This window comes from Micromonospora sp. C41 (assembly GCF_018070485.1).
GTDB classification, from domain to species: domain Bacteria; phylum Actinomycetota; class Actinomycetes; order Mycobacteriales; family Micromonosporaceae; genus Micromonospora; species Micromonospora chalcea.
In genome coordinates, this window is sequence record NZ_JAGPXP010000028.1 from 1 (window position 1) to 25,474 (window position 25,474).

Annotated in this window: 26 protein-coding genes and 1 pseudogene; 16 read left to right on the forward strand and 11 right to left on the reverse strand. The window is 74.6% G+C overall.

The genetic code is table 11. The features are described 5' to 3' along the window. From KBX43_RS24685 to KBX43_RS24710, 6 genes and pseudogenes are all read left to right on the forward strand, one after another. Nucleotides 1-659 (forward strand): annotated as a pseudogene (locus tag KBX43_RS24685) (histidine kinase); the annotation flags it as partial. Further along, nucleotides 656-1,120, forward strand: coding sequence for a roadblock/LC7 domain-containing protein (locus KBX43_RS24690; protein ID WP_043327977.1), 465 nt, complete (start codon nt 656-658; stop codon nt 1,118-1,120). The pseudogene KBX43_RS24685 and the gene KBX43_RS24690, both read left to right, overlap by 4 nt. After that, nucleotides 1,117-1,566, forward strand: a complete 450-nt coding sequence (locus tag KBX43_RS24695; RefSeq protein WP_043327976.1) for a DUF742 domain-containing protein — start codon at nt 1,117-1,119, stop codon at nt 1,564-1,566. Before KBX43_RS24690 ends, KBX43_RS24695 begins: the two co-directional genes overlap by 4 nt. Beyond that, nucleotides 1,544-2,338, forward strand: coding sequence for an ATP/GTP-binding protein (locus tag KBX43_RS24700; protein ID WP_176722823.1), 795 nt, complete (start codon nt 1,544-1,546; stop codon nt 2,336-2,338). Before KBX43_RS24695 ends, KBX43_RS24700 begins: the two co-directional genes overlap by 23 nt. A 47-nt stretch (nt 2,339-2,385) precedes the next feature. Then, nucleotides 2,386-2,877, forward strand: coding sequence for a hypothetical protein (locus KBX43_RS24705; RefSeq protein WP_043330885.1), 492 nt, complete (start codon nt 2,386-2,388; stop codon nt 2,875-2,877). A 37-nt stretch (nt 2,878-2,914) separates the two neighbouring features. Then, nucleotides 2,915-5,152: an AAA family ATPase gene (locus KBX43_RS24710; protein ID WP_043327975.1), complete on the forward strand. Its 2,238-nt coding sequence runs from the start codon at nt 2,915-2,917 to the stop codon at nt 5,150-5,152. 4 nt (nt 5,153-5,156) lie between these two features. Here KBX43_RS24710 and KBX43_RS24715 read toward each other — a convergent pair whose 3' ends face one another. The 4 genes from KBX43_RS24715 to KBX43_RS24730 all read right to left on the reverse strand — a co-directional run bounded on the left by KBX43_RS24715 (nt 5,157) and on the right by KBX43_RS24730 (nt 8,205). Next, on the reverse strand, nt 5,157-6,107 hold the full coding sequence (locus KBX43_RS24715; RefSeq protein WP_113973545.1) for an SRPBCC family protein: 951 nt from the start codon (nt 6,105-6,107) through the stop codon (nt 5,157-5,159). A 2-nt stretch (nt 6,108-6,109) separates the two neighbouring features. Beyond that, complete coding sequence (locus KBX43_RS24720; RefSeq protein WP_043327974.1) at nt 6,110-6,517, reverse strand: hypothetical protein; 408 nt, start codon at nt 6,515-6,517, stop codon at nt 6,110-6,112. A gap of 126 nt (nt 6,518-6,643) precedes the next feature. Continuing rightward, the gene (locus KBX43_RS24725) at nt 6,644-7,153 is read right to left on the reverse strand and encodes a GNAT family N-acetyltransferase (protein ID WP_043327973.1); all 510 of its coding nucleotides are present in this window, start codon (nt 7,151-7,153) and stop codon (nt 6,644-6,646) included. 149 nt (nt 7,154-7,302) lie between these two features. Further along, on the reverse strand, nt 7,303-8,205 hold the full coding sequence (locus KBX43_RS24730) for a hypothetical protein (protein ID WP_187693789.1): 903 nt from the start codon (nt 8,203-8,205) through the stop codon (nt 7,303-7,305). A 151-nt stretch (nt 8,206-8,356) separates the two neighbouring features. On the opposite strand from KBX43_RS24730, the gene KBX43_RS24735 reads away from it, so the two are divergent. Continuing rightward, on the forward strand, nt 8,357-8,569 hold the full coding sequence (locus KBX43_RS24735; RefSeq protein ID WP_013288875.1) for a hypothetical protein: 213 nt from the start codon (nt 8,357-8,359) through the stop codon (nt 8,567-8,569). Nucleotides 8,570-8,575: 6 nt separating this feature from the next. On the opposite strand, the gene KBX43_RS24740 is transcribed toward KBX43_RS24735, so the two are convergent. The 4 genes from KBX43_RS24740 to KBX43_RS24755 all read right to left on the reverse strand — a co-directional run bounded on the left by KBX43_RS24740 (nt 8,576) and on the right by KBX43_RS24755 (nt 12,134). Continuing rightward, nucleotides 8,576-9,040, reverse strand: a complete 465-nt coding sequence (locus tag KBX43_RS24740; RefSeq protein WP_043327971.1) for a DUF3263 domain-containing protein — start codon at nt 9,038-9,040, stop codon at nt 8,576-8,578. A 136-nt stretch (nt 9,041-9,176) separates the two neighbouring features. Next, nucleotides 9,177-10,190, reverse strand: coding sequence for an ABC transporter permease subunit (locus tag KBX43_RS24745; RefSeq protein WP_113973546.1), 1,014 nt, complete (start codon nt 10,188-10,190; stop codon nt 9,177-9,179). Continuing rightward, nucleotides 10,187-11,185: an ATP-binding cassette domain-containing protein gene (locus tag KBX43_RS24750; RefSeq protein ID WP_043327969.1), complete on the reverse strand. Its 999-nt coding sequence runs from the start codon at nt 11,183-11,185 to the stop codon at nt 10,187-10,189. The genes KBX43_RS24745 and KBX43_RS24750 overlap by 4 nt, the downstream gene beginning before the upstream one ends. A gap of 163 nt (nt 11,186-11,348) precedes the next feature. Continuing rightward, nucleotides 11,349-12,134 (reverse strand): DeoR/GlpR family DNA-binding transcription regulator, encoded by a 786-nt coding sequence (locus tag KBX43_RS24755; protein WP_043327968.1) that lies wholly within the window; start codon nt 12,132-12,134, stop codon nt 11,349-11,351. Nucleotides 12,135-12,333: 199 nt separating this feature from the next. Here KBX43_RS24755 and KBX43_RS24760 point away from each other — a divergent pair, with 199 nt between their 5' ends. The 3 genes from KBX43_RS24760 to nagA all read left to right on the forward strand — a co-directional run bounded on the left by KBX43_RS24760 (nt 12,334) and on the right by nagA (nt 15,381). After that, a complete protein-coding gene (locus KBX43_RS24760; RefSeq protein ID WP_043327967.1) occupies nt 12,334-13,263 on the forward strand; it encodes an SIS domain-containing protein in 930 nt (309 codons plus the stop codon). A gap of 79 nt (nt 13,264-13,342) precedes the next feature. Beyond that, complete coding sequence (locus KBX43_RS24765) at nt 13,343-14,275, forward strand: ROK family protein (protein ID WP_043327966.1); 933 nt, start codon at nt 13,343-13,345, stop codon at nt 14,273-14,275. Next, nucleotides 14,272-15,381, forward strand: a complete 1,110-nt coding sequence (gene nagA / locus KBX43_RS24770; protein ID WP_064446740.1) for an N-acetylglucosamine-6-phosphate deacetylase — start codon at nt 14,272-14,274, stop codon at nt 15,379-15,381. The genes KBX43_RS24765 and nagA overlap by 4 nt, the downstream gene beginning before the upstream one ends. 12 nt (nt 15,382-15,393) lie before the next feature. Here nagA and KBX43_RS24775 read toward each other — a convergent pair whose 3' ends face one another. Next, nucleotides 15,394-16,602: a DUF4032 domain-containing protein gene (locus KBX43_RS24775; RefSeq protein WP_030502801.1), complete on the reverse strand. Its 1,209-nt coding sequence runs from the start codon at nt 16,600-16,602 to the stop codon at nt 15,394-15,396. A gap of 111 nt (nt 16,603-16,713) precedes the next feature. On the opposite strand from KBX43_RS24775, the gene KBX43_RS24780 reads away from it, so the two are divergent. Next, nucleotides 16,714-17,487: a phosphatase PAP2 family protein gene (locus KBX43_RS24780; RefSeq protein WP_113973549.1), complete on the forward strand. Its 774-nt coding sequence runs from the start codon at nt 16,714-16,716 to the stop codon at nt 17,485-17,487. A 47-nt stretch (nt 17,488-17,534) separates the two neighbouring features. Next, complete coding sequence (locus tag KBX43_RS24785; protein WP_210887343.1) at nt 17,535-18,776, forward strand: APC family permease; 1,242 nt, start codon at nt 17,535-17,537, stop codon at nt 18,774-18,776. A 9-nt stretch (nt 18,777-18,785) separates the two neighbouring features. Here KBX43_RS24785 and KBX43_RS24790 read toward each other — a convergent pair whose 3' ends face one another. Further along, the gene (locus tag KBX43_RS24790) at nt 18,786-20,573 is read right to left on the reverse strand and encodes a TrkA family potassium uptake protein (protein WP_374226020.1); all 1,788 of its coding nucleotides are present in this window, start codon (nt 20,571-20,573) and stop codon (nt 18,786-18,788) included. 87 nt (nt 20,574-20,660) lie between these two features. On the opposite strand from KBX43_RS24790, the gene KBX43_RS24795 reads away from it, so the two are divergent. The 4 genes from KBX43_RS24795 (at nt 20,661) to KBX43_RS24810 (ending at nt 24,754) form a co-directional block, all read left to right on the forward strand. Further along, nucleotides 20,661-21,140: an MSMEG_6728 family protein gene (locus KBX43_RS24795; protein WP_104113969.1), complete on the forward strand. Its 480-nt coding sequence runs from the start codon at nt 20,661-20,663 to the stop codon at nt 21,138-21,140. Between the two features lie 257 nt (nt 21,141-21,397). Further along, the gene (locus KBX43_RS24800; RefSeq protein WP_210887346.1) at nt 21,398-22,942 is read left to right on the forward strand and encodes an FAD-dependent oxidoreductase; all 1,545 of its coding nucleotides are present in this window, start codon (nt 21,398-21,400) and stop codon (nt 22,940-22,942) included. 54 nt (nt 22,943-22,996) lie between these two features. After that, the gene (locus KBX43_RS24805) at nt 22,997-24,133 is read left to right on the forward strand and encodes a hypothetical protein (protein WP_210887350.1); all 1,137 of its coding nucleotides are present in this window, start codon (nt 22,997-22,999) and stop codon (nt 24,131-24,133) included. 180 nt (nt 24,134-24,313) lie between these two features. Continuing rightward, nucleotides 24,314-24,754 carry an HNH endonuclease gene (locus KBX43_RS24810; RefSeq protein ID WP_043327959.1) on the forward strand — a complete coding sequence of 147 codons (441 nt, stop codon included), beginning with the start codon at nt 24,314-24,316 and terminating at the stop codon, nt 24,752-24,754. A 75-nt stretch (nt 24,755-24,829) separates the two neighbouring features. Here the strand turns inward: KBX43_RS24810 and KBX43_RS24815 are convergent, their stop codons facing one another. After that, nucleotides 24,830-25,453: a TetR/AcrR family transcriptional regulator gene (locus KBX43_RS24815; protein ID WP_176722824.1), complete on the reverse strand. Its 624-nt coding sequence runs from the start codon at nt 25,451-25,453 to the stop codon at nt 24,830-24,832. Nucleotides 25,454-25,474 lie beyond the last annotated feature (21 nt).

Sequence of the window (25,474 nt, forward strand, 5' to 3'; positions counted from 1 at the left end):
CCCCACCGGCGGGTCCGGCCCTGACGCCGCCCGCCGGCCCGGCCCTCGCACCGGCCGCCGGGGCCGGCCTGGCCGTCGGGCCGTCGTCGCCACCGGCTGTCCGGCCGGCGCGCACGCCGACCGTCGGGTCCGCGCCCGTACCGACCGCCGGACCGGCGTCGGCCCCGCCGGTCGGTCCGGCCCGCACGGCACCCCCCGCCGGTGGTCGCCCGTCGGTCCCGGCCGGGCCGGAACCGGTCGGCCCGCCCACCGGACGGCCCGGCACGCGGTCGCCGATCCGGCAGCGGGTGCCCGGCGCGAACCTCCCGGCCCCCGCGCCCACCACCCCGGCCGCCCCGGCGACCGGCGGGCCGCTGATCGGCGTACCGGCCGATCCGGCCTCCGTCCGGGCCCTGGTCGAGGCGTTCCAGGACGGCGTACGCCGGGCCGAGGGCCACACCACCCTCGTCCCGCCCGCAACGGAGCGTCCCCGGCTGAGCCGGCGGGTGCCGGGCGCGAACCTGGCCGACACCCCGGTCCAGTCCACGCCCCCGGCCAGCTCCGACCCCGGCGACCCCGTCGAGGTCCGCAATCTCGTCAACGAATTCGAGGCGGGCGTCGCCCGCGCTCTGCGCGAAGTCAGCCCAGACCGTCATTACGAAGAGGACCCATCACGGTGACCAGCCCCTTCTTGCACGACAACATCGAACAGAGCGCCGCCGGCGACCTCAGCCCCGAGGCGCGCACCTTCAACTGGCTGCTCGACTCGTTCACCTCCAGCACCGCCGGGGTGATGGAGGCGATCGCGGTCTCCTCGGACGGGCTGCTGATGGCCATGTCCGCCATCAAGGACCGGTCCAACGCGGAACGGCTCGCCGCCGTGGTCTCCGGCATGACCAGCCTCGCCGGAGGCGCCGCGAGCTGGTACGCGCTGGGCGCGCTCAACCGGGTGATCGTCGACATGGCCGAGGGTTACCTGCTGATCAGCGCGATCAGCAGTGGTTCGGTCCTCGGCGTCGTCGCCGACCGGACGGCCAACCTGGGCACCGTGGCGTACGAGATGACGCTCTTCGCCGGCCGGGCCGGCGGCGCCCTGAGTCCCCGCCTGATCGCCGAGCTGAAGAACGCCGTTCAGCAATGATCCCGGGGGCCGCCGGCGCGGACCCGGAGCCGGAACCCGGCATCCGGGTCCGCCCCTTCCTGCACGCGTCCGTTCCGGTTCCGGAGCCGGACGCGGGCGACGGGGAGCCGACCGGCCCGCGCCCGTTCGTGCTGACCGCCGGACGAGTGGACGGCGACCCGGCGATCGGTCTGGAGACCCAGGTCACCGCTCGTCCGGGCAGCACCTCGTGGGCGGTGACGGCCCGGCTGTCCCCGGAACTGGCGGCGATCGTCGCGATCTGCGCCGAGCCCGTCTCGGTGGCGGAGATCTCCGCCCGGACCCGGATGCACTTCGGTGTGACCCGGGTACTCGTCGGCGACCTCCGCGCCGCCGGCCATCTCGACGTGCACGTCGCGGACGGCGACGACGCCCTCGATCCCGACATCATCCTGCGAGTGATTGATGGACTTCGTGCGATCTCCTGAATGGCCGGCGGCGGCCCTGGGCGGGCCGTCCGCGAACAGCGCCCCGAGCCGCTACGGCGGACCGGCCCCGCTGATCGGCCGCGCCACACCGCCACCGCCCACCCCGCCGCTGCCGTACCTGCCGCCCGGGGTGCCGCCCCAGGAACCGGCCCCGATCGTGAGCCGGGTCCCGGCGCCCCGCCCGCCGATCCCGGTCAAGATCCTGATCGCCGGCGGGTTCGGGGTCGGCAAGACCACCACGGTGGGGGCGATCTCGGAGATCGCGCCGCTGACCACCGAGGCCGAGATGACCACCGTCGGGATCGGCATCGACGACCCGGGCGGCGTCGCCGGGAAGACCACCACGACCGTCGCCATGGACTTCGGCTGCGTCACCATCGACCGCAGCCTCAAGCTCTACCTCTTCGGTACCCCCGGTCAGGCGCGGTTCGGTTTCATGTGGGACGACCTGGCCCGGGGGGCGCTCGGCGCGCTCGTGGTGGTGGACAGCGCCCGCCTCGACGACTGCTATCCGGCCATCGACTTCTTCGAACGTTCCGGGCTGCCGTTCGCCGTCGGCGTCAACGCCTTCGACGGGCGGCTGGCCCTCGACCTGCCGTCGATCCGCTGGGCGCTGGCGATCGCGGAGCACGTGCCGCTCGTGCAGTTCGACGCCCGGGACCGGCTCTCCGTCCGGGACGCCCTGCTGGTCGTCCTGGACCGGGCGCTGGACCGGGCGACCCGTTCGGGGCGGCGCGGCGACGGGCCCGCCCCGCAGCCACGGGCGGGCTGAACACCGACAGTCGTTTCGATCCGTTGTCTGGCGAAGGGGTGGACGCCATGAGAGGTGATCTGGACGAGACACTGGCCCGGATGGCGCGGCGCGAGGAGGCGATGCGCCGCCGGGCGCCCGGCGAACCGGCCGGCGGGACCGACCAGGACGTGGTCCCGGAGGAACTGCCGGCCGAGCCGGGCAACGGGCGGGCGGGCCACGGCGCGTACCGGCTGCGGGGCGGCGCGGCGCCGGCGCGGCGTGACCCGGTCGAGGAGGTCGCCGACGCGGTCCGGCGGGTCGTGGCCGACCACCCCGGGGTCGCCGTCACGCTGCGGGTGGAAGTGGGCGACCAGGCGTACCCGCTGCGGGTCTCCTGGTCGGGCCCCGCGGTCACGGTGGGCCCGGCCTCGGCGCCGACGCCCCCGCCGGCGTGGCCCATGTCGGTGAAGACGGTGCCCGCCCCCGGGCAGGACTCGGTCGAGTCGGACCCGGCGGCCCGGCTGGCGGAGATGATCCGGCGGGATCCCTCGCTGCTGGACGGCCCGGACCCGCGCTGAGGCGGCACCTCGTGGTCACGGCGGCTACTGTCGGCGGGTGGCGGAACCCGATCTGACCCTGACCGCGACGCTGCGGCCGGCCGCGCTCGACGCCCGCCGCGGCGTGGTACGCCTGCACCCCGAGGTGCTCACCGCGCTGGCGCTGCGCCCCGGCGATCCGGTGCGGCTGACCGGCCGCCGGACGACCGCCGGCATCGCGGCCGCCGCCGACCCGGGCACCAGCGGCGTCCTGCTGCACGCCGACGACCTGCTGCTCGGCAACCTGGGGCTGCGGGCCGGCGGCCAGGTGACGGTGAGCCCGCTGCCGGCCACCCCGGCGCGCCGGCTCACGCTGGCCGGCCCGGCCGCGGTGGTCGCCGCGGTCCCGCCGGAGATGCTGCGGCTCGCGCTGCTCGGCAAGGTCGTCACGCCCGGCGACGACGTCTCGCTGCTGCCGCAGGACGTGCTCCCGGACGCCGCCGTGCGCGGCCTGATCGAGGCCGCGCGGCGCAGTCTCGCCAGCTCCGTCGGGTACGCCTGGACCAGCACGCTGCTCAACGTGGTGTCCGTCGAGCCGGCGGCCGGCGCGCTCGTCACCATGGACACGGTGGTGGGCTGGGAGCACGGTCCGGCCACCCGGGGCTCCGGCCCGGTGTCCCCGGGCGCGCCCGTCTCCGCCCCCTCGGCCGCGCCGGCCGGGACGGAACGGGCCGAGGGCCTGCTCGGCCCGGAGGACGCCCCGGACGTAGACGAGCTGCCCGGCCTGCGCGCCCAGGCCGAGGAGCTGACCGAGCTGCTGGACCTGGGCTTCCACCACCGTGAGGTGCTGGGCCGGCTCGGCACCACCGTCTCGCTCGGCGTGCTGGTGGAGGGACCGGCGGGCTCGGGCAAGTCAGCGCTCGTGCGCGCCGTCGCGGCCCGGGTCGGCGCGGGTCTGCGCCCGCTCTGGGCGCCGGAGCTGGCCGCGCTCACGAACGACGCGGCGGCCCGCAGGCTCCGCGAGGCGGCGTCGGCGGTACGCGCCGGCGGACCGGCCGTGCTGCTGGTCACCGACGTGGAGGCGATCGCCCCGGCCGACGAGCCGGGTCCGCTGGCCACCGTGTTCCGCCAGGTGGTCGCCGAGGCGCTGCGGGCCGGCGTGGCGGTGGTCTGCACCAGCGGGCGACCGGAGGCGGTGGACCCGGGACTGCGCGGCCCGGACCTGCTGGCGCTGCGGATCACCGTGCCGCTGCCCGACGCGGCGCTGCGCCGGGAACAGCTGACAGTGCTCACCCGGCAGGTGCCGCTGGCCGGCGACGTACGGCTGGACGAGGTGGCCGGCCGTACCCCCGGGTTCGTCGCGGCGGACCTGGCGGCGCTCGTCCGCGAGGCCGGGGTACGCGCGGCGCTGCGGCAGAAGACGGCGGAGACGCCGACGGTGGCGATGACGGACTTCACCGAGGCGCTGGAGGTGGTCCGGCCGACGACGATGTCCGCGTCCACGCTGGAGCTGGCGTCGGTGACGCTCGACGACGTGGGCGGACTGCACGACGTCAAGCAGACGCTCACCGAGTCGGTGCTCTGGCCGCTCACCTACCCGGACACGTTCGCCCGGCTGGGCGTGACGCCGCCGCGCGGGGTGCTGCTCTACGGGCCGCCCGGCTGCGGCAAGACCTACCTGGTCACCGCGCTGGCCGGGTCCGGGCGGGCGAACGTGTTGTCGGTGAAGGGCGCCGAGCTGCTCTCCAAGTGGGTGGGTGAGAGCGAGCGGGCGGTGCGGGAGCTGTTCCGCCGGGCCCGCCAGGCCGCGCCCACGCTGGTGTTCCTGGACGAGGTGGACGCGCTGGCCCCGGTACGCGGGCAGGCCAGCGACGGCGGCACCACCGACCGGGTGGTGGCGGCGCTGCTCACCGAGCTGGACGGGGTGGAGGCGCTGCGCAACGTGGTGGTGGTCGGCGCGACGAACCGGCCGGAGCTGGTCGACCCGGCGCTGCTGCGTCCCGGCCGGCTGGAACGTCTGGTCTACGTGCCGCCGCCGGACGGGCCGGCCCGCGCGGAGATCCTCCGCGCCGCCGCCCGGGGCGTACCGCTCGCGCCGGACGTCGACCTCGACGCGCTCGGCGCCGAGCTGGACGGCTTCTCCGCCGCCGACTGCGCCGCGCTGGTACGGGAGGCGGCGCTCGCCGCCATGCGGGAGTCGCTCAACGCGAGCACCGTGACTGCCGCGCACGTCGGGGCGGCCCGGGACCGTGTCCGGCCGTCGCTGGACCCGGTGCAGCTCGCGCACCTGGAGTCGTACGCCGCCGGCCGGTCCTGACCGGTCAGCGCTCGTCGCGGCGGCGGGCACGCTCCGGCGCCGTGAGGACCGGCTCGTCGGCGTACTCGTCGTCGGCGAAGTCGTTGCCCTCGTCGTAGGCGGCGTACTCGTCGTCGGCCGGCCCGGTCTCTCCCCGCTCCTCCCGGAGCGCGGTCTCGTGGTCCTTGACGACCTGGGAGTCCTCGATCTCGCCGCGCCAGCCCTCGACCGCGTCCGGGTCGAGCACGGTCCGGGTCATCACGTGCCGGACGAAGTGCTTCAGCTCCAGCCGGACCCGGCGGCCCTGGGCCCGCCACAGGTTGCCGGTGTGCTCGAAGAAGCCCTGCGGGTGGTACTGCAGCACGACCAGGATCCGGGTCAGCTCCGGGGCGACCTCGTGGAAGCTGACGCTGCCGTCGACCGAGCCCTTCTCGCCGGTGGACCGCCAGTGGATGAGCCGGTCCGGGATCTGCCGCACGATCGTCGACTCCCAGGTCCGGTGCGACCAGAGCACCTGCGCCTTCCAGGTCATCTTCTCGTCGTCGCAGTCGGCCTGTTCGACCTTCTTCATGAAGCTCGGGAAGTCGCCGAACGTCGTCCACTGGTTGTAGGCGACCCGGACCGGTACGCCGACCTCGATGGTCTCGACGATGTTGGTGACCTTGAGCTTCCGGCCGCCGTCGCCGCCGCCCTTGCGGCCGAACGCCGCCATCAGCTTCTCCCTACCGCCGGCCACGCCGGCATGGAACATGGCCTTCACCGGGGAGCTGCCCTCGGCGAGCTTCCGCGCGCCGGTGGCGGCGGCGACCAGGCCGGGGTCGCCGCCCTGCTGCGCGTACTCGCTGAGTCGTCCGGTCGCGGCGGTGACCCGGTCGCTGATCGCCTGGACGGCCCGTTCACCGAGCGCCGCGGCGAGGTTGCGCAGCTCGCCGCCGATCTCGTCGCGTACCCGGCCGGTCAGATCGGTCGTCGCCATCGTCACCGCCCCCGCTGCTGTCGGTCCGGCGCCTCGGGCTGCTCGTCCAGCTCCGGTTCCTCGTCCGGCGCGGAACGCTCGGCGTCCGGCCGGCCCGGGCCGCTCCGGCGGCGCAGCGCGTCGGCCCCGTCGCGCAGCCGGCCGCCGATCGCGTCGATGCCGCTGCCGGCGGCGGCGGTCGCCGCGGCCCGCCCGGCCGCCACCAGCGGCGGCGCCAGCCCGCCGAGGTTGCGCAGCTGCGGACTGGCGCCCATCAGATCCGCGCCGAGCCGCTTGATGCCGCCGGGACGCTGGCTGGCCCGCCCGGCGGCGACCGCCGCGGCGAGCGTCAACGCGGTACGCATCTTCCTCCGGCGACCCAGCAGGTAGCCGAAGCCCACCGCCAGCGCCACCCGTGCTCCGCTTTTCATCCGCTCTCCTCCGCACTCCCCGGGGCGCGAACTACCCGTCACCCCGTTGGGAAAACATTTCCTCAGGGGAACGGAAAAGGCGGCCGAAACTTCACGTCAAGCGTCAGGGAGCTGCAAGAACGGGTTTCAGCGGATCGGCAGCGCCGAGTCGAGGCACATTCGGGCGTGCACTTCTCCGCCCTCCTCGCGCAATTCCGCACCGCATTTACGAAGAACGGAGAGAGCGCCCGCGTTGTCCGGCGTGGTGTCCGCGACCACTGTGTGCATCCCGGCCGCCGCGGCGGTGTGCAGCAGCTGCCGCAGCGCGGCGGCGCCGAGACCCCGGCCCCGGGCGGAGCGGCCCAGCCACATGCCCGTCTCCACAGTGCCGGGCTCGTCCCGGCGAGTCATCCGGATCATGCCGACGACCTCGCCGCCGGAGACGATCGCGTACATGGCGGTGCGGGTCGGGCCGTCGAGTCCGCCGAGGTTCGCCCGGTGGAACTCCCGGAACGCGTCCCGGCGGGCGAGCGACCAGCCCGCGGGCGCCTGCACCGGAGGCATCACGTCCTCCGGTTCCGCCTCCGCCGCCGCTACGGAGAGCAACGGTTCCAGGTTCCGCTCGTCCACCGGCTCCAGCCGTACCGCACCCGTCACGAGGCGCAGTCTGCCGCTACCTGTCCGGGCCGTCCACCCCTTTGGGCCCGGAATGCCGCTATGGCCGACCGCCTCGGCCGGTCGTACCCCCGGGGTGTTCCGCCTCACGCTGCGTTGTCATCCGACCGGGTGTTCCGGCGTGAGCGTGCTCACGCCGGAGGAGCGAACTCGCACAGCACCACCGAGGCGTCGTCGGTGCGCTTGCGCCGCCGCAGCCGCTCCGGGTGGTCCCGCTCGGCCGCGCGGACCCGGTCGATCAGCCCTTCCGGGCCCGCCACGGTCAGCACCTCCAGCAGCCCGGCCCAGTCGAACAGGCCGAACTGGTCGACCGCGCAGGAGGCGCCGTCGCTGAGCAGCGCGGCCCGGCGCAGCGCACCCGGACCGCGCAGCGGAAGCGTGCCGGTCAGCGCGTGGTACGCCGCGTCCGGGTCGCTCGCCGCCGCCCAGTAGCCGTGGGTGCGGTTCATCCGGGTCCGCTGCACCGTCGTCGCCCGCCGGAACCGGGTCGCCGGGTCGGTCTCGCCGTCGGGCAGCGCGGCGGCGTTGCGCCGCAGGTCGGCCACCGCGTCCGCGAGCCGGTCGTCGGTGACCACCTCGATCCCGCGGTCGGTGTCGAGCACCAGCGGGCTGTCGCAGAGCACCAGGTAGTCGACCCGGTCGCCGCTTTCCCGCAGCAGGCAGACGGTGGACGAGGGGGTGCCGGGATGGTCCAGGTCGCACGTCCCGCCGTGGTCGGCCCGGACCGCGAGGATCGCCGCCGCGAGGCTGCTCATCAGCGTGGCGGCGGGCCGGGCCGCGATCGCCAGGCCGATCCGGGCGGCCAGGTGCCGGACGTACCAGGCGGGACCGTGCACGCATCCGGTGTCGAAGCCCTCCGGCACGGTGGCCCCGTCGAGGACGCCGACGAGCGGGCCGATCCGGAAGACCACGTCCTCGTTCTCCGGGCGGCCCGGTGCCGGGTCGGAGGCGGAACGCACCCGCATCACCGGCGCCTCCCCGGCCGGGCGGGCCGGCCTGCTGCCGATCGCGTACCGGCGGTCCGGTGCTCCCATCGTCGCCTCCGTTCGTCGTCGCCGGCCGCCTACCCGGCCCGCGCCAGGTCATCCGCCACCGACCCGATCGTGGTAACCCTGCGTCATCACTCCCGCACTTTCGGTAGCGTCGAACGCGACCGGGTCGGTCCCGGTGACAGGGGGATTCGAGATGTTGGAGCGGTTGCACGAGGGCGGCATCCGGGCGGAGCACGCATACCTCGCCGGGTTCGTCAGCATCGGCCTCTCGGTCACCAGCTGGTTCCTCTCCAAGCACATGGAGCGCGCCGGAGTGGCGCGGGCGGACCGCTGGGGCATCTTCATCGGCGAGTGGGCGCCGACGTTCTTCGCCATCGGCAACGGGCTGCGCACGTACGAGAAGTGAGGCGGGTCAGCGCCGCCGGTTGCGGGCCCGCGACGAGCGCAGCCGGCGCAGCCGGCCGATCAGCACCGGATCGGCGGCGAGCGCGGCCGGGTGGTCGAGCAGCGCGTTGAGCAACTGGTAGTAGCGGGTCGCGGAGAGCCCGAACGTGTCCCGGATGGCCTGTTCCTTGGCTCCGGCGTGCTTCCACCACTGCGCCTCGAAGGCGAGGATCCGCTGCTCCCGCTCGGTGAGGCCGGCCGGCGTCGTGCCCGCGGCGCCCGTATCCGCCGCTTCCGGACCGGGCTGCTCGACCGGCGCGGTGGACTCGACGGGCGGCGACCCGGGCCGAACGGACTCCGACGGCTCCGACGGTGCGGTGGACTCGACGGGCGGAGCGGTGCGCGGTGGCGGAACCGTCCCGCCCGCGTGGCGCGTACCCGCTGCCGGGCCGGACGGGTCGACGGCGGCCCGCTGCGAGGCGTCGGCGGACATGGCGCTCCTCTCCGACGGCGGGTGACCGGCACGCGGAGCGCGCCGGCCGGGGGAGCCCCAGCGTAACCAGGGCCGCCCCCGGCCGCATCGGACGCGGGGTCCGCGCCGCCGGGGGGAGCCGGCGGCGCGGACCAGGTCAGGCGATGTCCCGCCGCCGCATCGTCCAGAACGCGGCCACGACCGCGCCCACCAGGGCCACGCCGAACACCACAGCCGACTGCTGCCAGGTGACCACGTACGTGGCCGGCTCGCAGGCGCCCTGGGAGAACTGACAGGTGTCGTAGTCGAACAGTTCCGCCTGCTTCAGGAACCACGACTGGGCGTACGTGGAGAGCACGTACCGGTCGCCGAACTGCACCCCGAGCACGGCGACCGCGATCCGGATGCCGATCTCACTCACCGCGAAGATGCCCACCGCCGCGCCGAGCGCCATCGCCGTGTGCCGGCCCAGCGAGGCCAGCGCGAACCCGACCGCCGCCACGAGGAGCGTCATGCCCAGCGCGCGCAGCCCGTCCAGCCCGATCGACTGCCACACCCCGGCGGTCATCTTCGCGGTACTGCCCCGCTGGCCGGCGATCAGCCAGAACGCCGCCGTCCAGAGCGCGCCGAGCACCACGGTCAGGCCGAACACCGTGGTCAGCAGGGCGGCCAGCTTCGTGCCCAGCACGGTCAGCCGCTTCGGTCGCCACAACAGCAGGTTCATCATCCCGCCGGTGTTCCACTCGGCGCCCACGAAGGAGGCGCCGACGATGAAGCCGAACAGCGCCACGGAGGCGGCGAACACGGCGATGAACATGGGGAACTCGGCCCGGAAGTCGAACTGGTAGGGCAGGTTCCACTTCGGGTCGAACATGTCCGGCTGCGGCGCGTAGTCCTTGCCACAGTTCGGGCCGTACTCCTCCTCGGTCTGCTCACCGCGGGCCTGCGCGGCCTCGCACGCGGCGACCCTGCGCTTCCACCCCTCCGTCGCCTGCTGGTACTGGGCCCGGGAGTCGGCCTCCGCCGCCGCCACCACGTCCGGCGAGAGCTTCTGACTGGAGAAGCTGAACGCGGTGGCCACTGTGGCCAGGCCGACGAGCAGCAGGACGAGCATCAGCCGGGTCAGCCGGCGCTTGCCGAGCCGGCGCAGCTCGGTGACGAACAGGCTCATGCGCCCCAACCTCCTGCGGTGCCGGTCTGGTCGACCTTGGCGGACTGATCGACCTGACGGTGCTGGCCGGGGACCGGCGCGGTGGCGGTCAGTTCGAGGAAGACGCTCTCCAGGTCGACGGCGACCGGGGTGAGCTCGCTGACGTACAGGCCCTGCTCGGCGAGCAGGCGGCTGACGGTGGCCGGCTTGTCCACACCGGACAGCATCAGGTGGTCCGGCTCGGCGGTCACGCCGACCCCGGCACGGCTGAGCGCGTCGGCGGCCTGGGGCAGGTCGTCGACCGCCTCCAGGCGTACCCGCACGGCGCCCTGGGAGTGGGCCGCGAGCACCTGGTCGACCGGTCCGAACGCGACCCGGCGGCCGAGCGAGATGATGGTGACCGAGTCGCAGATGAGTTGGATCTCGCCCAGGATGTGGCTCGAGAGCACCACAGTCATCCCGGCCTCGGACAGCTCCCGCATCAGCCCGCGCATCTCCCGGATGCCGCCCGGGTCGAGGCCGTTCGCCGGCTCGTCGAGGATCAGCAGCTTGGGGTTCTTGAGCAGCGCGGACGCGACCGCGAGGCGCTGCTTCATGCCGAGCGAGTAGGTCTTGACCCGCTCACCCGCCCGGTCGCGCAGCCCGACCAGCTCCAGCACCTCGTCCACGCGCTGCTTGGGCAGCTCACCCGCCTGGGCGAGCAGGCCCAGCGTGTCCCGCGCGCTGAAGTGCGGGAAGAACTGCGGACTCTCCACGATGGCGCCTACCTGCCCGGCGACGGCCGGCAGCGCGTGCGGCAGCTCCTGACCGAGGATCGCCATCCGGCCGCCGTTCGGCTTGATCAGGCCGAGCAGCGTACGCAGCGTGGTGGTCTTGCCCGAACCGTTCGGGCCGAGGAAGCCGTGCACCTGGCCGGCTTCCACTCGCATGTCGAAGCCGTCGAGCGCGTGGCGGACCCCGCGCTTCCGGCTCCGGTACGTCTTGCGGAGACCTTCGATCTCCAGGACAGCCGACACAGCTGACCTCCCCCGATAAGTAGGCGTCAGCGACACCATACGCGGTATGCACCGGATGGCAATACCTGGTATGCAGTGTCGGCGCGTCGAGGCGCGTCGAGGCGCGTTAAAAAGGGGCCCCTCCTCTACCGCAGGCGTTAAGAAGGGTCCCTTCCTTGCGCCGTCAGGCGCAGACGACGTGGACGCCGGCCTCGCGGAACGCCGCCACCACGTCCGGGGACGCGCCGGAGTCGGTCACCAGCGTCTCGACCCGGTCCACCGGGCAGATCCGGGCGAACGCGTGCCCACCGAGCTTCGAGGAATCGGCTATCACGACGACCCGCTTGGCGCGGGCGACCATGAGACTGTTCATGGCCGCCTCCCCCTCGTGGTGCGCGGCGGCGCCGAGCTGCGGGTCGATCGCGTCCACGCCGAGCAGCGCGACGTCGAGCGTGACCTCACGCAGCAGCGCCCCGCCCAGCGGGCCGACCAGCTCGAACGACTTGGGCCGGACCACGCCGCCGGCCACCACCACCTTCATCCGCGAGCGCACCAGCAGCTCGTTGGCGATGTTCAGCGCGTTGGTGACCACGGTGAGCTGGGCGCCCTCCGCGCTGGTGTTGAGGTCGGGGCGTACGGCCAGCGCCCGCGCGACCTCGGTGCTCGTGGTGCCGCCGTTGAGGCCGACCACGGTGCCCGGGGAGACGAGGGCGGCGGCGGCCGTGCCGATCCGCTGCTTCTCGGCCGAGTGCTTCGCGGTCTTGTAGCGCAGCGGCAGGTCGTAGGAGACGCCGTTGGCGACCGCGCCACCCCGGGTGCGGGTGATCATCTGCTGCTGGGCGAGCTGGTCGAAGTCACGCCGGATGGTGGCCTGGGAGACGTCCAGCCGGTCGGCCGCCTCCTCGACGGTGACCCGGCCGCTGTCGGTCAGCATCTCCAGCAGCGCGTTCCAGCGCGCGTAGCGGTCCACCGCTGGGGCCTCCCTGACTATGCGTGAACGGTGATCGGTTGCGTGCACACTAGTGCGCGAAACTCAGTCCGCGCAAAAGCCTTCGCTGCGCGAACTTGGAGACAGTTGCCACAACCACGCCGCTTCGCGCAGAATGACGCGCGAAAGACGGCAGTATCGCGCCGTATTGCGCAAGGGTTTTTCCCGGCGAGGAGTTGTCATGGCGTACGTGCACGCGGAGATCGCGAGCCAGCCCGACTGCTGGCGGGAGGCGGCGCGACTCGCTCCGACCGTCGCCGAGCGCCTGCCGCGCCCCGGCGAGCGGGTCGCGGTGGTCGGTTGCGGCACGTCGTGGTTCATGGCCATGGCGTACGCCGGGCTGCGCGAGGCCGCCGGCCACGGCGAGACCGACGCCTTCCAGGCCAGCGAGTTCCCCACCGGCCGCCACTACGACCGGCTCATCGCGATCACCCGCTCCGGCACCACCACCGAGGTGCTCGACCTGCTCGCCGCGCTGCGCGGGCGGATCCCCACCACGGTCCTCGTCGGCGACCCGGACTCGGCCGCCGTCGCGTCCGCGGACGCCACTGTCGCGCTCCCCTTCGCCGACGAGCGGTCGGTGGTGCAGACCCGCTTCGCCACCACCGCGCTCGCGCTGCTGCGCGCCCACCTCGGCGAGGACCTCAGCCGGCTCGCCGCCGACGCGGAGGTGGCCGTCCGGGCCCCGCTGCCGATCGACCCGGCCGGCATCGAGCAGGTCACCTTCCTCGGCCGCGGCTGGACCGTCGGGCTGGCCCAGGAGGCCGCGCTGAAGTGCCGCGAGGCGGCCACGTTCTGGGCCGAGGCGTACCCGGCGATGGACTACCGGCACGGCCCGATCTCGGTCGCCGCCCCCGGCCGGCTGGTGTGGGCGCTCGGCGAGATCCCGGACGGCCTGCCGGAGGACGTGGCCGCCACCGGCGCCGCGTTCGTGCACAGCCGCACTCACGGCTGGCGCACGGTGCTGACGAGCTGGGCGGCCGGGCGCAACCCGGTCGACCCGATGGCCGACCTGATCCTGGCCCAGCGTTTCGCGGTCGCGCTCGCGACCACCCGTGGCCTCGACCCGGACGCGCCGCGCCACCTGACCCGGTCCGTGGTCCTGGCATGAGCGAACGCACCGAGCGCAGCGAGGGCCGTGAGCGCATGCCCAGTCAGCACGGCGTGAGCGAGCGAAGCGAGCCCACGGCGTGAGTGGAGGCGACGAGGTCGTCGTCGCGCTGGACGTGGGCGGCACCGGGATGAAGTGCGCCCTGGTCCGGCCGGACGGCACGACAGTGCACACCGAACGGCACGACACCGGCGCGCAGCGCGGCCCGGAGGCGGTGGTCGGCACGATCCTCGACGTGGCCGAAGGGCTGGCCGGCAAGGCCCGCGCCGACGGCCATACGCCGGTGGCCTGCGGCATCGCCGTACCCGGAGTGATCGACGAGGCGCGCGGCGTGGCGGTCTGGTCGGCGAACGTGGGCTTCCGGGACGTACCCCTGCGGGAGCTGGCGGGCACGCGGCTGGGACTGCCCGCGGCGCTCGGCCACGACGTGCGTGCCGGCGGCCTGGCCGAGGCGCGCCTCGGGGCCGGGCGGGACGCCGGCCACGTCCTGTTCGTCGCCATCGGCACCGGCATCGCCGCCGCCCACGTGGTCGACGGGTCGGCCGCCACCGGCGCGCACGGCGCCGCCGGGGAGATCGGCCACATCCTGGTACGGCCCGGCGGGCCGCGCTGCGGCTGCGGGCGGACCGGCTGCCTGGAGGCGGTGTCGTCGGCCTCGGCGATCGGACGCCGGTACGCGGAGCTGTCCGGCGCGCCCACCACCGCCGCCCAGGTGGCCGAGCGCGCGGCGGCCGGTGAACCGCTCGCCGTGGAGGTGTGGCAGGACGCGGTCGAGGCGCTCGCCGACGGACTGGCCACCGGGCAGGCGCTCTACGATGTGTCGACAGTGGTGCTCGGCGGCGGGCTGGCCCAGGCCGGCGCCCGGCTGTTCGACCCGCTGCGGGCGGCGCTGCGCGAGCGGCTGACGTTCCACCGCGAACCGCGCCTGGTCGCGGCCGACCTCGGCGACGAGGCCGGCTGCCTCGGCGCCGCCCTGCTGGCCCTGGACACCCTGGTGAAGGAGAGTCGATGACCCGGCGCGTGACCGGCAAGGTGGTGACCCCGACCGGCGTCATCCGGCAGGGCTGCGTGGAGATCGCGGACGGGCGGATCACCGCCGTCGCCGAGTATCCGTCGGTGCGCGACGGGCACTGGATCGTGCCGGGCTTCGTGGACATGCACACCCACGGCGGCGGCGGGCACACGTTCACCACCGGCGACCCGGAGGCGGCGCGGCAGGCCGCCGCGTTCCATCTCGGGCACGGCACCACCACGCTGCTGGCCAGCCTGGTCAGTTCCCCGTTCGAGCTGATGCGCGACGCCACCGCCGCCTACCGCCCGCTGGTCGAGTCCGGCGTGCTCGCCGGCGTCCACTTCGAGGGCCCGTACCTGTCTGCCGACCGCTGCGGCGCGCAGAACCCGGAGTTCCTGCGGGACCCGTCCACGGCCGAGCTGACCGAGCTGATCGAGCTGGGCGGCGGCGCGGTACGCATGGTCACGCTCGCGCCGGAACGCGACGGCGCCACCAAGGCGATCGAGCTGCTTGTCGCGCAGGGCGTGGTGGCGGCGGTCGGGCACACCGACGCGACCTGGGAGCAGACCCGCGCGGCGGTGGCCGCGGGCGCGACGGTCGGCACCCACCTGTTCAACGGGATGCGCCCGGTGCACCACCGTGAGCCCGGCCCGGTGGTGGCGCTGCTGGAGGCCCCGAACGTGGTGTGCGAGCTGGTCGCCGACGGGGTGCACCTGCACGACGGGATGCTCGGTTTCGCCACCTCGGTCGCCGGCCCGGAGCGGGCCGCGCTGATCACCGACGCGATGGCCGCCGCCGGCATGCCCGACGGCGAGTACGAGCTGGGCGGCCAGGCGGTCACCGTGGCCGGCGGGGAGGCCCGGCTCGCCCACAACGGCGCGATCGCCGGCAGCACGCTCACCATGGACGCCGCGCTGCGGCACGCGGTCGGCGCGGGCGTGGCCCTGCCGGACGCCTGCCGCATGGTCGCCACCACCCCGGCCCGCGCGATCGGCCTGGGCGACCGGGTCGGCGCGCTGGTCGCCGGGCTGCGCGCCGACCTGGTGGTGCTTGACGACGACCTGAACGTGGTGCGGGTGATGCGCGGCGGTAACTGGGTGGAGTGACCCGCCCGGCGGTCAGGCGGTGGGCACCTCGACGCCGAGTACCGCCTGCTCGTCCGGCCGGTGCACCAGCACGTCCGCCAGGTACGACTGCACCGCCCGGCGCATCCCCACGTCCCGCCCGGCCTGCTCGGAGAGCAGCCACTTGTGCTCGATGATCTGGGCGAACAGCTCCTGCGGCTCCAGCTTGCGGCGCAGGTGCGCGGGCACCGCCCGGACCACCGGCTCGAAGACCTCGGTCAGCCAGCGGTGCGCCGCCTGCTGCTCGTCGGTCAGGTCGCTCTCCACCCGGTAGGCGTCCAGGTCGTTGAGGAGCCGGCGGGCCTGGTTCTCCTCCGCGTCCAGGCCGGTGAGGCGCAGCAGCCGCCGGGTGTGGTAGCCGACGTCGACCACCTTCGGCCGCACCAGGTAACGCCCGTTGTCGACAGTGGACATCGCCACCTCGGCCACGTCGAAGCCCAGCTCGTTGAGGCGGCGGATGCGGCGCTCGATGTCGTGCCGGGCGGCGCGCTCGACCTGCTGCTCGTAGGTGATCTCGTGCCAGAGCTGCTCGTAGCGCCGTACGACCTCCTCGCAGACCACCTCCGGGTCGATCGACTCGTGCAGCAGGCCGGCGGCCTGCAGGTCGAGCGCCTCGCCGAAGATGTTGACCCGGGCGATCTCCAGGTCCTCGCCGCGCTGCCCGTTGGACAGCGACGGGTGCAGCGCGCCGGTCTCCGCGTCCACCAGGTAGGCGGCGAACGCGCCCGCGTCCCGCCGGAACAGCGTGTTGGACAGCGAGCAGTCGCCCCAGAAGAAACCGGTCAGGTGCATCCGGACCAGCAGCACCGCGAGCGCGTCGAGCAGACGGTTCATGGTCTCCGGCCGCAGCGTGCGGGAGAACAGCGCCCGGTAGGGCAGGGAGAACTGGAGGTGGCGGGTGATCAGCACCGGGTCCAGCGGCTCGCCGTCGTCGCTCTGCCGGTCGGCCACGATGGCGACGGCCTCCACCGACGGGAAGTCGATCCGCTCCAGCGCCCGCAGCAGGTCGTACTCGCGCTCGGCGACCCGCTCGCCGGTCTCCTTCACCGCGTAGACGTACCCGCCGAGCCGGACGAACCGCACGATGTGCCGGGAGATGCCCTGCGGCAGCGCCACCAGGTGCTCGGCAGGCCACTGCTCCAGCGGGGTCGACCAGGGGAGGTCGAGCAGCGCCGGGTCGACGAGAGCCGAGGTGATCCGCACGGCAACCAGTGTGACCGCTCACCCCCGGACCGCGCTTCCCTTCGTGGCTCGGCACACAGCCGCCGATGCCCGCGCCGCCCCGGCGCCGTCGGCGGCCGGTAGCGTGGTCGCGTGCGTCAGACCTCAGGGGTACGCGGTCACCTGCGGCTGCGGCCGGTCCGGCCGGCCGGGTGGTGGTTCGACGGGCTGCTGCTCGCGGCAGTGGTGGCGATCACCGTGGCGCTCGCCTCCGGGCACCTGTTCGGGCTCGACCGGGCGGTCGCCGACTGGTCCGACGAGCACCGCCCGACCGCCGCCCGCTGGGTGGCGATGACGCTCAACCTGCTCGGCCAGGGCACCCCGCTGACGCTGCTCGCGGCCGGGCTGGGCGTGCTGCTGGCGCTGCGGCTGCGCTCGGTGCGGCCGATTCTGCCGCCGGTGGTCGCGTTCGTGCTGACGTTCTTCACGATCGGGCCGCTGAAGGTGTGGACGGCCCGGCCGGCGCCGAGCGCCTCGGTCAAGGAGCCGTTCCTGTCGCCCGAGCAGACGCTGCCGCTGTTCCAGCACGACCTGCCGGTCCGCTTCGCCCAGTCGTACCCGTCCGGGCACGTCGCCAACGCGATCGTCTGGTACGGCGTGCTGGCCCTGCTACTGGCCCCGCTCGTGCGCACGGTCGGCCGGACCGTGCCGCCCCGGCTGGTCACCGTGGTCCGGGTGGTGCCCCCGGCGGTGGTCTTCTGCACCACCGTCTACCTGGGCTGGCACTGGCTCACCGACTCGATCGCCGGTCTGCTGCTCGGCCTGCTGCTGGACCGGCTGCTGCGCCGGGTGCCCTGGGACGACCTGCCGCTGCCGCGCCGGCTCGGCGACTGGCGGCGGCCGGTCGACTGGTCCGCGCCGGGCTGACCGGGCGACCGCACCCGCTGTTCACCGCACGCTCCTAGGCTGCCGGTGTGGAACAACTGGCGCGGCGACTCGGCGTACCCGACGCGGTCGTCATCGGTCTCGGCTCGATGCTCGGCGCGGGCGTCTTCGTGGTCTTCGCCCCCGCCGCGGCGGCAGCCGGCGGCGTCGGTCTGCTTGTCGCGCTGGCGGTCGCCGGCTTCATCGCCTACTGCAACGCCACCAGCTCGGCCCGGCTCGCCGCCCGCTACCCCGAGTCCGGCGGCACCTACGTGTACGGCCGGGAACGGCTGCACCCGTTCGCCGGCTTCCTGGCCGGCTGGGGCTTCGTGGTCGGCAAGACCGCGAGCTGCGCCGCCATGGCGCTGACCGTCGGGGCGTACCTGTGGCCGGGGCGGGCGCGGCTCGTCGCCGTCCTCGCGGTGGTGGCGGTGACGGTGGTGAACCTGCGCGGCATCGGCAAGACCGCCGCCGCCACCCGGGTGCTGGTCGCGCTGGTGCTCACAGTGCTCGCCGTGGTGGCGGTGACCGGCGCCCCGCAGGTGGCGGCCGACCGGCTCACCGCCCCCGCCGACCTCGGGGTACGCGGTGTGCTCACCGCCGCCGGGCTGCTGTTCTTCGCGTTCGCCGGGTACGCGCGGATCGCCACGCTGGGCGAGGAGGTACGCGACCCGGAGCGCACCATCCCCCGCGCGGTGCCGCTGGCGCTCGGCGCGGTGCTGGCGATCTACCTGACGCTGGCGGTGGTCGCGCTCGGCGTGCTGGGCGCCGACCGGCTGGCGTCCACCGACGCGCCGCTGGTCGAGGTGGTGACCGCCACCGGGCACCCGGGGCTGGCCTGGCTGGTCCGGGCCGGCGCGGCGGTAGCGGTGACCGGGGTGCTGCTGTCGCTGCTCGCGGGCGTCGGCCGCACCTCGCTGGCGATGGCCCGCCGCCGGGACCTGCCGCGCGCGCTGGCGGCGGTGCACCCGCGCCACCGGGTGCCGCACCGCGCCGAGCTGGCCGTGGCCGCCGTGGTGATCGCCGTCGTCGCGGTCGGCGACGTCCGGGGCGCGATCGGCTTCTCCAGCTGCACCGTGCTGGTCTACTACGCGATCACCAACGCGTCGGCGCTGACGCTCGGCCCGGACCCGGCCCGGCGCGTACCGGCCCGGGTACTCGCCGCGCTGGGGCTGGTCGGCTGCCTGGTGCTGGCGGTCAACCTGCCGCTGCCGAGCGTGCTCGCCGGGTTCGGCGTGCTCGCGCTCGGCGCGCTCGGGTACGCCGTCCGCCGCCGTCGTCGACCTGCCTGACGCGGCCGGTCACTCCTCCGGGCGGCGCGCGGCGGGTGGGCCGGCAGGCGGCGCCGGCGGCGGCACGGGCGTGGTCTCCCGCAGCAGCGCGGTCAGCCCGGCCCGCCGGGCCACCACAGTCAACCGGTCACCGGCCTGGATCACCATCCGCGGATCGGCCGTCCAGTCGGCTTTCTGGTTCGGCCGGGTGTACGCGAGCAGGCGTACCTCGCCGGGCCGGGCCACCGCGCTCAGCGGACGCCCGTCCAGCGGTGAGCCCGCCACCACCGGCACCTCGGTGACCAGCAGCGCGTGCCGGTCGACCGGGATGGTGGCGACGACCGCGCGGTCCAGCAGCGCCGCCGCGAACGACGGCGCGGCCAGATAGGACACACTGCGCGAGATGCCGATGCCGAACGCCTGCTGGATCCGCTCGGCGAAGTCGCCGTCGAACAGCCGCAGCACCACCCGCAGGTCCGGGTCGAGCGACCGGGCGATCAGCGCGGCACGCAGGTTCGTCCCGTCGTCGGTGGAGACCACCACCAGCGCCTGGCAGGTGTCGACGGACGCGGACCGCAGCGTCTCCTCCCGGCCCGCGTCGCCGACGATCAGCGGCACCCCCAGCCGGTGCGCCAGCGCGGCGCCCCGCGCGTCCGCGTTCTTGTCGATCGCCACCACCTCGACGCCGAAGTCGTGCAGCTGGGCCATCACCCGGGTGCCGATGTTGCCCAGCCCGACCAGCACCACGTGCCCGGAGCGGTCCGGCTGGACCCGCCCGGCGTGCAGCGCCAGCCGGGCGTTTACGACGCCGTCGACCACGGCGGCCGTGATCAGCGGGATCAACGCCAGCCCGGCCAGGTTGAGCACCACCTGCATGACCTGGGCGGCGACCGGCTTGTTGACGTCCGGGTCCTGGCCGGTGAGTGTGGTGACCAGCGTCAGGTAGACCGCCTCGCTCCAGCTGACGTCGGCGGCCCGCGCGTTGAGCCAGCCCAGCACCGCGATCACCCCGAGCAGCACCAGCACCGCGATGCCGATCTTGCGGGTGGCGAAGTGGCGGACCGCGCGCAGCAGCACCGCCGCCGGCTGCCGTCGCCGCCGCGCCCGCACCAGCCGCCGCGCGGCCACCTCCGTGCCCGCCGGCCGGCCGGTCGCCTCGGCCAGTACCACGTCGGCCGCGGCCTCGTCGGCGGGCAGCACCCGGACCAGGTCCGGGTCGGTGGTGACGGCCAGGCCGCAGACCACGTCCTGCGGGCGTACGTCGTCGCGCCGCGCCACGTACAGCGTGCGCCCGGCGTGCCGGAAGTGGGTCGGCGCCACCTCGCCCAGCGCGGCGGCGACGAAGGCGGGCGCGGCCATCGAGGCGTCGGAGAGCACCGCCGAGTCCGGGAAGAGCTGGCGCAGCCCGTCCGCCAGGTTGGTGTTGAACATGCGTACCACCAGGCGCAGCCGGGACTCGACCTCCTGGGCGCAGAGCGCGGCGTGCATGTTGCCCACGTCGTCCTGGTTCAGCAGCGCCAGCCCGGCCGCGCCGGCCAGTCCGGCCCGGCGGAACGCCGCCTCGTCGAGGCGTTCGGCGGTGACGACCCGTACCCCCGGCACGTCCCGCCCGTCCGGGCCCTCGGACCGACGGCGGGCCGGCACCACGAGCGTGACCCGCACCCGCCCGTCGGCACTGTCGGTGGCGAGCAGCGACCGGACCACCCAGTAGGCGAGCGGATCGGAGCCGCACACCACGAAGTGGGGGCGTTCGTCCCCGTTCATCCGGAGCCGCCAGCCGGTCGCGCGGCGTGCGCGGTCACGCAGGGGCTCGGCCATGTCCGGATGGTAGTCAGCCGCTCGCGGTACGCGCAGCCCCCTCGATCATGAACGCATGGCGTGGCCGGGTACGGGTAGAGCACCGGCATGCAGACGTTCCTGCCGTATCCGGACTTCCTGGCCAGCGCCCGGACGCTGGACCAGAAGCGGCTGGGCAAGCAGCGCGTGGAGACGATCCAGGTGCTGCGCGGCCTGACCCGGCCGGACTACGGCTGGCGCAACCATCCCGCGGTGAAGATGTGGGCCGGGTACGAGGAGGCGCTGACCCGGTACGGGCTGGACATGTGCGCGGTGTGGTGCGAGCCCGGCCGGGCCGACACCTGCGCCGGCACGCTCGCCACCGACCTCGCCACCGCCTGCGGCATCGCCGTGATCCGCACCCAGGACGAGCTGGCCGCCGCCGGTGAGCTGCCGCCCTGGCTGGGCCGCGACGACCTGCACCGCAGCCACCGGTCGTCGCTGCTTCGCAAGGACCCGGTCCACTATGCGCGGCTGTTCACCGACGTCTCCCCCGACCTGGAGTACGTCTGGCCCCCCTCCGACCGCCCCCGCCACTGCCTCCCGTGAAAGGAAGGGCCCCTTTTTAACGCCTCCGGTAGAGGAAGGGCCCCTTGTTAACACCTCCCCCACGCCGCCGCGCGGCGCACTCGGCGCGCGGGCGGCCGGCGCGCGGCGCACTCGGCGCGCGGGCGGCCGGCGCGCGGCGCGGACGTAACCGGGCCGCCCGGCGTTAAGAAGGGCCCCCGCACATCCGTATGCGTTAAAAAGGGCCCCTTCCTTTCACCTCGGGCAGACTGGGGGGACCACCGACTGAAGGATGCCCCGTGAGTCTGTCGCAAGTGGTAGGTCGCCTGATCGGCGTACGCGAGCACGTGGTGGACCCGGGCGGCGGTGGCGCTCCCCGCGTGCCGCGACCGGTCGCGGCGCTGGTGGTCGGCGGCGGCATCGCCGGCATGTCGGCGGCGGTGGTGCTGGCCGAGCGCGGGGTTGCGGTGACCGTGCTGGAGGCCGCGCCGCACCTCGGCGGCCGGCTCGGCGCCTGGCCGGAGGAGCTGCCCGACGGCGTCCAGCGCAACGAGCACGGCTTCCACGCGTTCTTCCGGCAGTACTGGAACTGGCGGTCGATCCTGCGCCGGGTCGATCCGGCGCTGGGCTTCCTCAAGCCGATCCCGGGTTACCCGATCCTGTCCGAGCAGTGGCCGACGGAGGAGTTCGGCAAGCTGCCGCCCGCGCCGCCGGCGAACCTGCTGGCGCTGCTGCTGCGCAGCCCGAGCCTGCGCCTGGCGGACCTGCGCACGATGGATCGGGACGCCGCGCTGCCGCTGCTGACCTACGACCCGGTGCGCACCTACGAGGAGTTCGACGAGCGCACTGCCGACGAGCTGCTCACCTCGCTGCGCCTGCCGGACCGGGCGCGGGCCATGCTCTTCGAGGTCTTCTCCCACTCGTTCTTCAACCACGAGGCGGAGATGTCGGCCGCCGAGATGATCGCGCAGTTCCACTTCTATCTGCTCGGCAACCCGGAGGGGCTGGCGTTCGACTGCCCGGACCGGGACTACGCGACGGCGATCTGGGAGCCGCTGACCCGGCACGTGGAGAAGCACGGCGGCCGGGTGCTGACCGGCGCTCCGGCGGCCCGGCTGGACCGTATCCCGGAGGGCTGGCGCGTCACCGGCGCGGACGGCGACGTCTGGGAGGCGCCGCACGTGGTGCTCGCGGTGGACCCGCCGGCGCTCGCCGCGCTGGTCGGCGCCTCGCCCGGCCTGGTCGCGGCGGCGCCCGAGCTGGTGGCGCGGATGCCCACGTTCGGCACACCCGGGCCGCCGTACGCGGTGGCGCGGTACTGGATGGACGGGGACGTCCGCCCGGACCGGGCGGTGTTCAGTGGCGTCTCCCGGCAGCCCACGCTGGACTCGGTGACGCTCTACCACCGGCTGGAGGACGAGCCCCGCCGCTGGGCGGAGCGGACCGGCGGCTCGGTGGTGGAGTTGCACGCGTACGCCTGCGAGCCGGACGTGCCGGCCGACGAGCTGGCCGCCCGGATGCTGCGGGAGCTGACCGCGCTCTGGCCGGAGGTGGCCGATCTGCGGGTACGCGAGTTGCGCGCCCGGGTCGAGGCGCAGGCCCCGGCGTTCACGCCTGGCAGCCACGCCGGGCGGCCGGGGGTGGAGACCGACGCGGCGGGCCTCTACCTGGCCGGGGACGGCATCCGCACGGAGTTCCCGAGCGCGTTGATGGAACGGTCGGCGGCCACCGGGATCATCGCGGCGAACCACATCCTGCGTGCCGAGGGGGCGTCGGCCGAGCCGGTCCGCTCGATCCGTCCGCGCGGCCTGCTGGCCGGCAGGGTGAACCCGAAACGGTCATAGGCGGGCAAAAACGCCTCTACGCTCGACTGATCCGATGACACGGGAGGTCGGGCGGTGAGCACCGCGACGCGGGAGCGGCGCGACGAGGAGCACGGGACACCACGGGACGAACGGACCGCGGTGGTCACCGCGCTGCGACTCGGCTGGTCGATGGCGGACGCCTACCACCACGCGCAGACCGCCGACCTGACCGACGGCGGGAACCGGCCGACGGTCGCGCCGCCGAAGCTGTCGAACCTGACCGAGCTGGCCGGGTGGCACCGGCTCGGCATGTACCTGGACGGCGTGGACGTGGCGCTGGCCCAGATCGCGCCGCTGACCCCGGCGGGCCGTACCGTGCCGTCCACCGCCGCCGCCCGCCGCGCCACCGGCGCCGACCGGGACCCGTTGCTGCGGGCGCTCGACGACCTCAACATCGACGTGCTGCGCTGGACGATGGCGACGAACCACCGGGTGGGTGTGGCGTACCGGCTCGGGCGCTCGCTCGCCGACACCGTACGGCGCGGCGACGCCGACCGGCTCCCGGGCCGGTTCGGTGGCCGGCACCTCCAGATCGGCAGGTGGCTGGACGAGCTGGCGAGCGTGCTGCCGCCGTACTCGGCCGCCGTGGTGCGCCGCTCGCTCGCCGCCTGGGCCACGGCTGTCGGCCGGGCCACCGTCGGCGACCCGGGCGAGGCCGGACTCGCCGACCTGGCCCGGGAGCTGCGCAACCAGGGTGACCTGTGGCAGGACGTGCTCACCGGTGGGTTGCATCCGCGCGACCTGCTGGACGAGGAGAACTGGGCGGTGATCGCCCGCAACGTCGTCATCCGGGACCGGAAGCTGGTGGCGCAGGCGGCCCGGGGCATCTTCTGGCCGGTGCTGGCACCACTGCTTGTGGTGCTGCTGGCGGTGGTGGGCGTCAGCGCCGCCGCGGCGGCCGGCTCCCCCACCACCCGGGCGGCGGTGGCGCTCGTCGGCCTCGGCGCCGGGCTCACCGCGATCTGGCGGTCGATCTCCACGCCGACGTTGTCGGTGGCCGCCGAGGTGAACCGTCCGCTGCTGGACAGCGAGCTGGTGGTGCAGATGACCGCCCGGATCGACCGGCCGCTCGCCGCCGCGCGAAGCGCCGGCCGGGCCGGACGGCAGCGGCGACCCACCAAGGACGGATCGAAATACGTTGGCCACGATTCCCGAATCGATCTACCGTGAGCGAGCAAGGTCAACCACCGTTCCAGGAGCCGTCGATGTCGCTGCGATACGCCACCACGATGACGTCGTGGCTGCTCGGCGACGGCTGCCGGGAACACGGTCCCTGGCCCGGAGGGCACGACTGACGCGCGTCGCGCGTCCCCGTCGTCGCCGTACCGCCGATCGTGAAGGGAGAGCCCGGTGGACGCCGTCCTCGTCATAAACGCCGACCTCGGCCCGCTGCACCGGGTCACCGTCAAGCACGCGATCCGGATGCTCTGCCGCCGAGTCGCCGAGATCCACGAGGCCGAGCCGGACCGGGTGATCGGCGTCTTCCCGCTGCCGCGGGTGGTCCGCCTCGTCCGGTACGTGGTGACCCGCTGGCGGTTCAGCGCCGGCCCGGCCTGGTCGCGGGCCGGGGTGCTGGCGCGCGACCGGCGGCGGTGCGCCTACTGCGACGGCGCGGCCAGCACGATCGACCACGTCCTGCCCCGCTCGCGCGGTGGCCGGAACACCTGGGGGAACACCACCGCCGCCTGCTACGCGTGCAACCAGCGCAAGGGTGACCGGACCCCGGCCGAGGCGGGCATGCCGCTGCGGCGGGCTCCGGTGACGCCGAGCTGGGCCGCGCTGGCGCGGTGACGGACGGCCGGCGGGCACAGGGGGCGGTGTCGGGGGTACGCCCCGGCGCCGCGCCCGCCGGTCCCACCAGTGCGCCTACCTGTCGAGACGCCGGGCCAGCCCGTCGAGCAGGAGGTCCAGCCCGCCGCCGAACTCGTCCTCCGGTACGACCACGCCGGCATCGCGCGCGGTCGCGGCGAGCAGGGGGAACTCGTCGCGGGGCAGCGCCGCGATGACAGTCGTGCCGGGCCCGGCCAGCGCGCCGAGGTGTTCCATCTGGATCGCGCCGACCACGTAGCCGAGCAGGGCACGGAACGCGATCACCCGTCCGGTGCCGGTGAAGCCGGCCCCGGTCAGCACCGCGAGCACCGCCTCGCCCCAGCGCAGGATCGTCGGCGAGCGGTGCCGGTACGCGGGGAGCAACGGCACCACTGCCGGGTGGAGACCGACCGCGCGGCGTACCCGCTCGGCCAGGTCCCGGATGCCGTCCGCCCACGGGACGTCGGGCGGCGGGCGGGTGTCGACCGGTTCGAGGACCCGCTCGACGACGAGCGCTTCCAACTCGTCGCGGTCGGCGACGTAGCGGTAGAGGCCCATCGTGCTGGTGCCGAGCTGCGCGCCGACCGCGCGCATGGTGAGGCCGGCGAGGCCGTCCCGGTCGAGCACCGCGAGCGCCGCGTCGGCGAGCTGGGCCGGGGTCAGGGAACGGGGGCGGGGCATGGCCTTGACAGCGTACAAGAT

Bases quoted from the DNA above. Each gene is read 5' to 3' on its own strand.
- KBX43_RS24695 (WP_043327976.1), top strand. From the start codon at position 1,117: ATGATCCCGGGGGCCGCCGGCGCGGACCCGGAGCCGGAACCCGGCATC.
- KBX43_RS24700 (WP_176722823.1), top strand. From the start codon at position 1,544: ATGGACTTCGTGCGATCTCCTGAATGGCCGGCGGCGGCCCTGGGCGGG.
- KBX43_RS24705 (WP_043330885.1), top strand. From the start codon at position 2,386: ATGAGAGGTGATCTGGACGAGACACTGGCCCGGATGGCGCGGCGCGAG.
- KBX43_RS24715 (WP_113973545.1), bottom strand. From the start codon at position 6,107: ATGGCGACGACCGATCTGACCGGCCGGGTACGCGACGAGATCGGCGGC.
- KBX43_RS24720 (WP_043327974.1), bottom strand. From the start codon at position 6,517: ATGAAAAGCGGAGCACGGGTGGCGCTGGCGGTGGGCTTCGGCTACCTG.
- KBX43_RS24730 (WP_187693789.1), bottom strand. From the start codon at position 8,205: ATGGGAGCACCGGACCGCCGGTACGCGATCGGCAGCAGGCCGGCCCGC.
- KBX43_RS24735 (WP_013288875.1), top strand. From the start codon at position 8,357: ATGTTGGAGCGGTTGCACGAGGGCGGCATCCGGGCGGAGCACGCATAC.
- KBX43_RS24740 (WP_043327971.1), bottom strand. From the start codon at position 9,040: ATGTCCGCCGACGCCTCGCAGCGGGCCGCCGTCGACCCGTCCGGCCCG.
- KBX43_RS24745 (WP_113973546.1), bottom strand. From the start codon at position 10,190: ATGAGCCTGTTCGTCACCGAGCTGCGCCGGCTCGGCAAGCGCCGGCTG.
- KBX43_RS24760 (WP_043327967.1), top strand. From the start codon at position 12,334: ATGGCGTACGTGCACGCGGAGATCGCGAGCCAGCCCGACTGCTGGCGG.
- nagA (WP_064446740.1), top strand. From the start codon at position 14,272: ATGACCCGGCGCGTGACCGGCAAGGTGGTGACCCCGACCGGCGTCATC.
- KBX43_RS24790 (WP_374226020.1), bottom strand. From the start codon at position 20,573: ATGGCCGAGCCCCTGCGTGACCGCGCACGCCGCGCGACCGGCTGGCGG.
- KBX43_RS24795 (WP_104113969.1), top strand. From the start codon at position 20,661: ATGCAGACGTTCCTGCCGTATCCGGACTTCCTGGCCAGCGCCCGGACG.
- KBX43_RS24815 (WP_176722824.1), bottom strand. From the start codon at position 25,453: ATGCCCCGCCCCCGTTCCCTGACCCCGGCCCAGCTCGCCGACGCGGCG.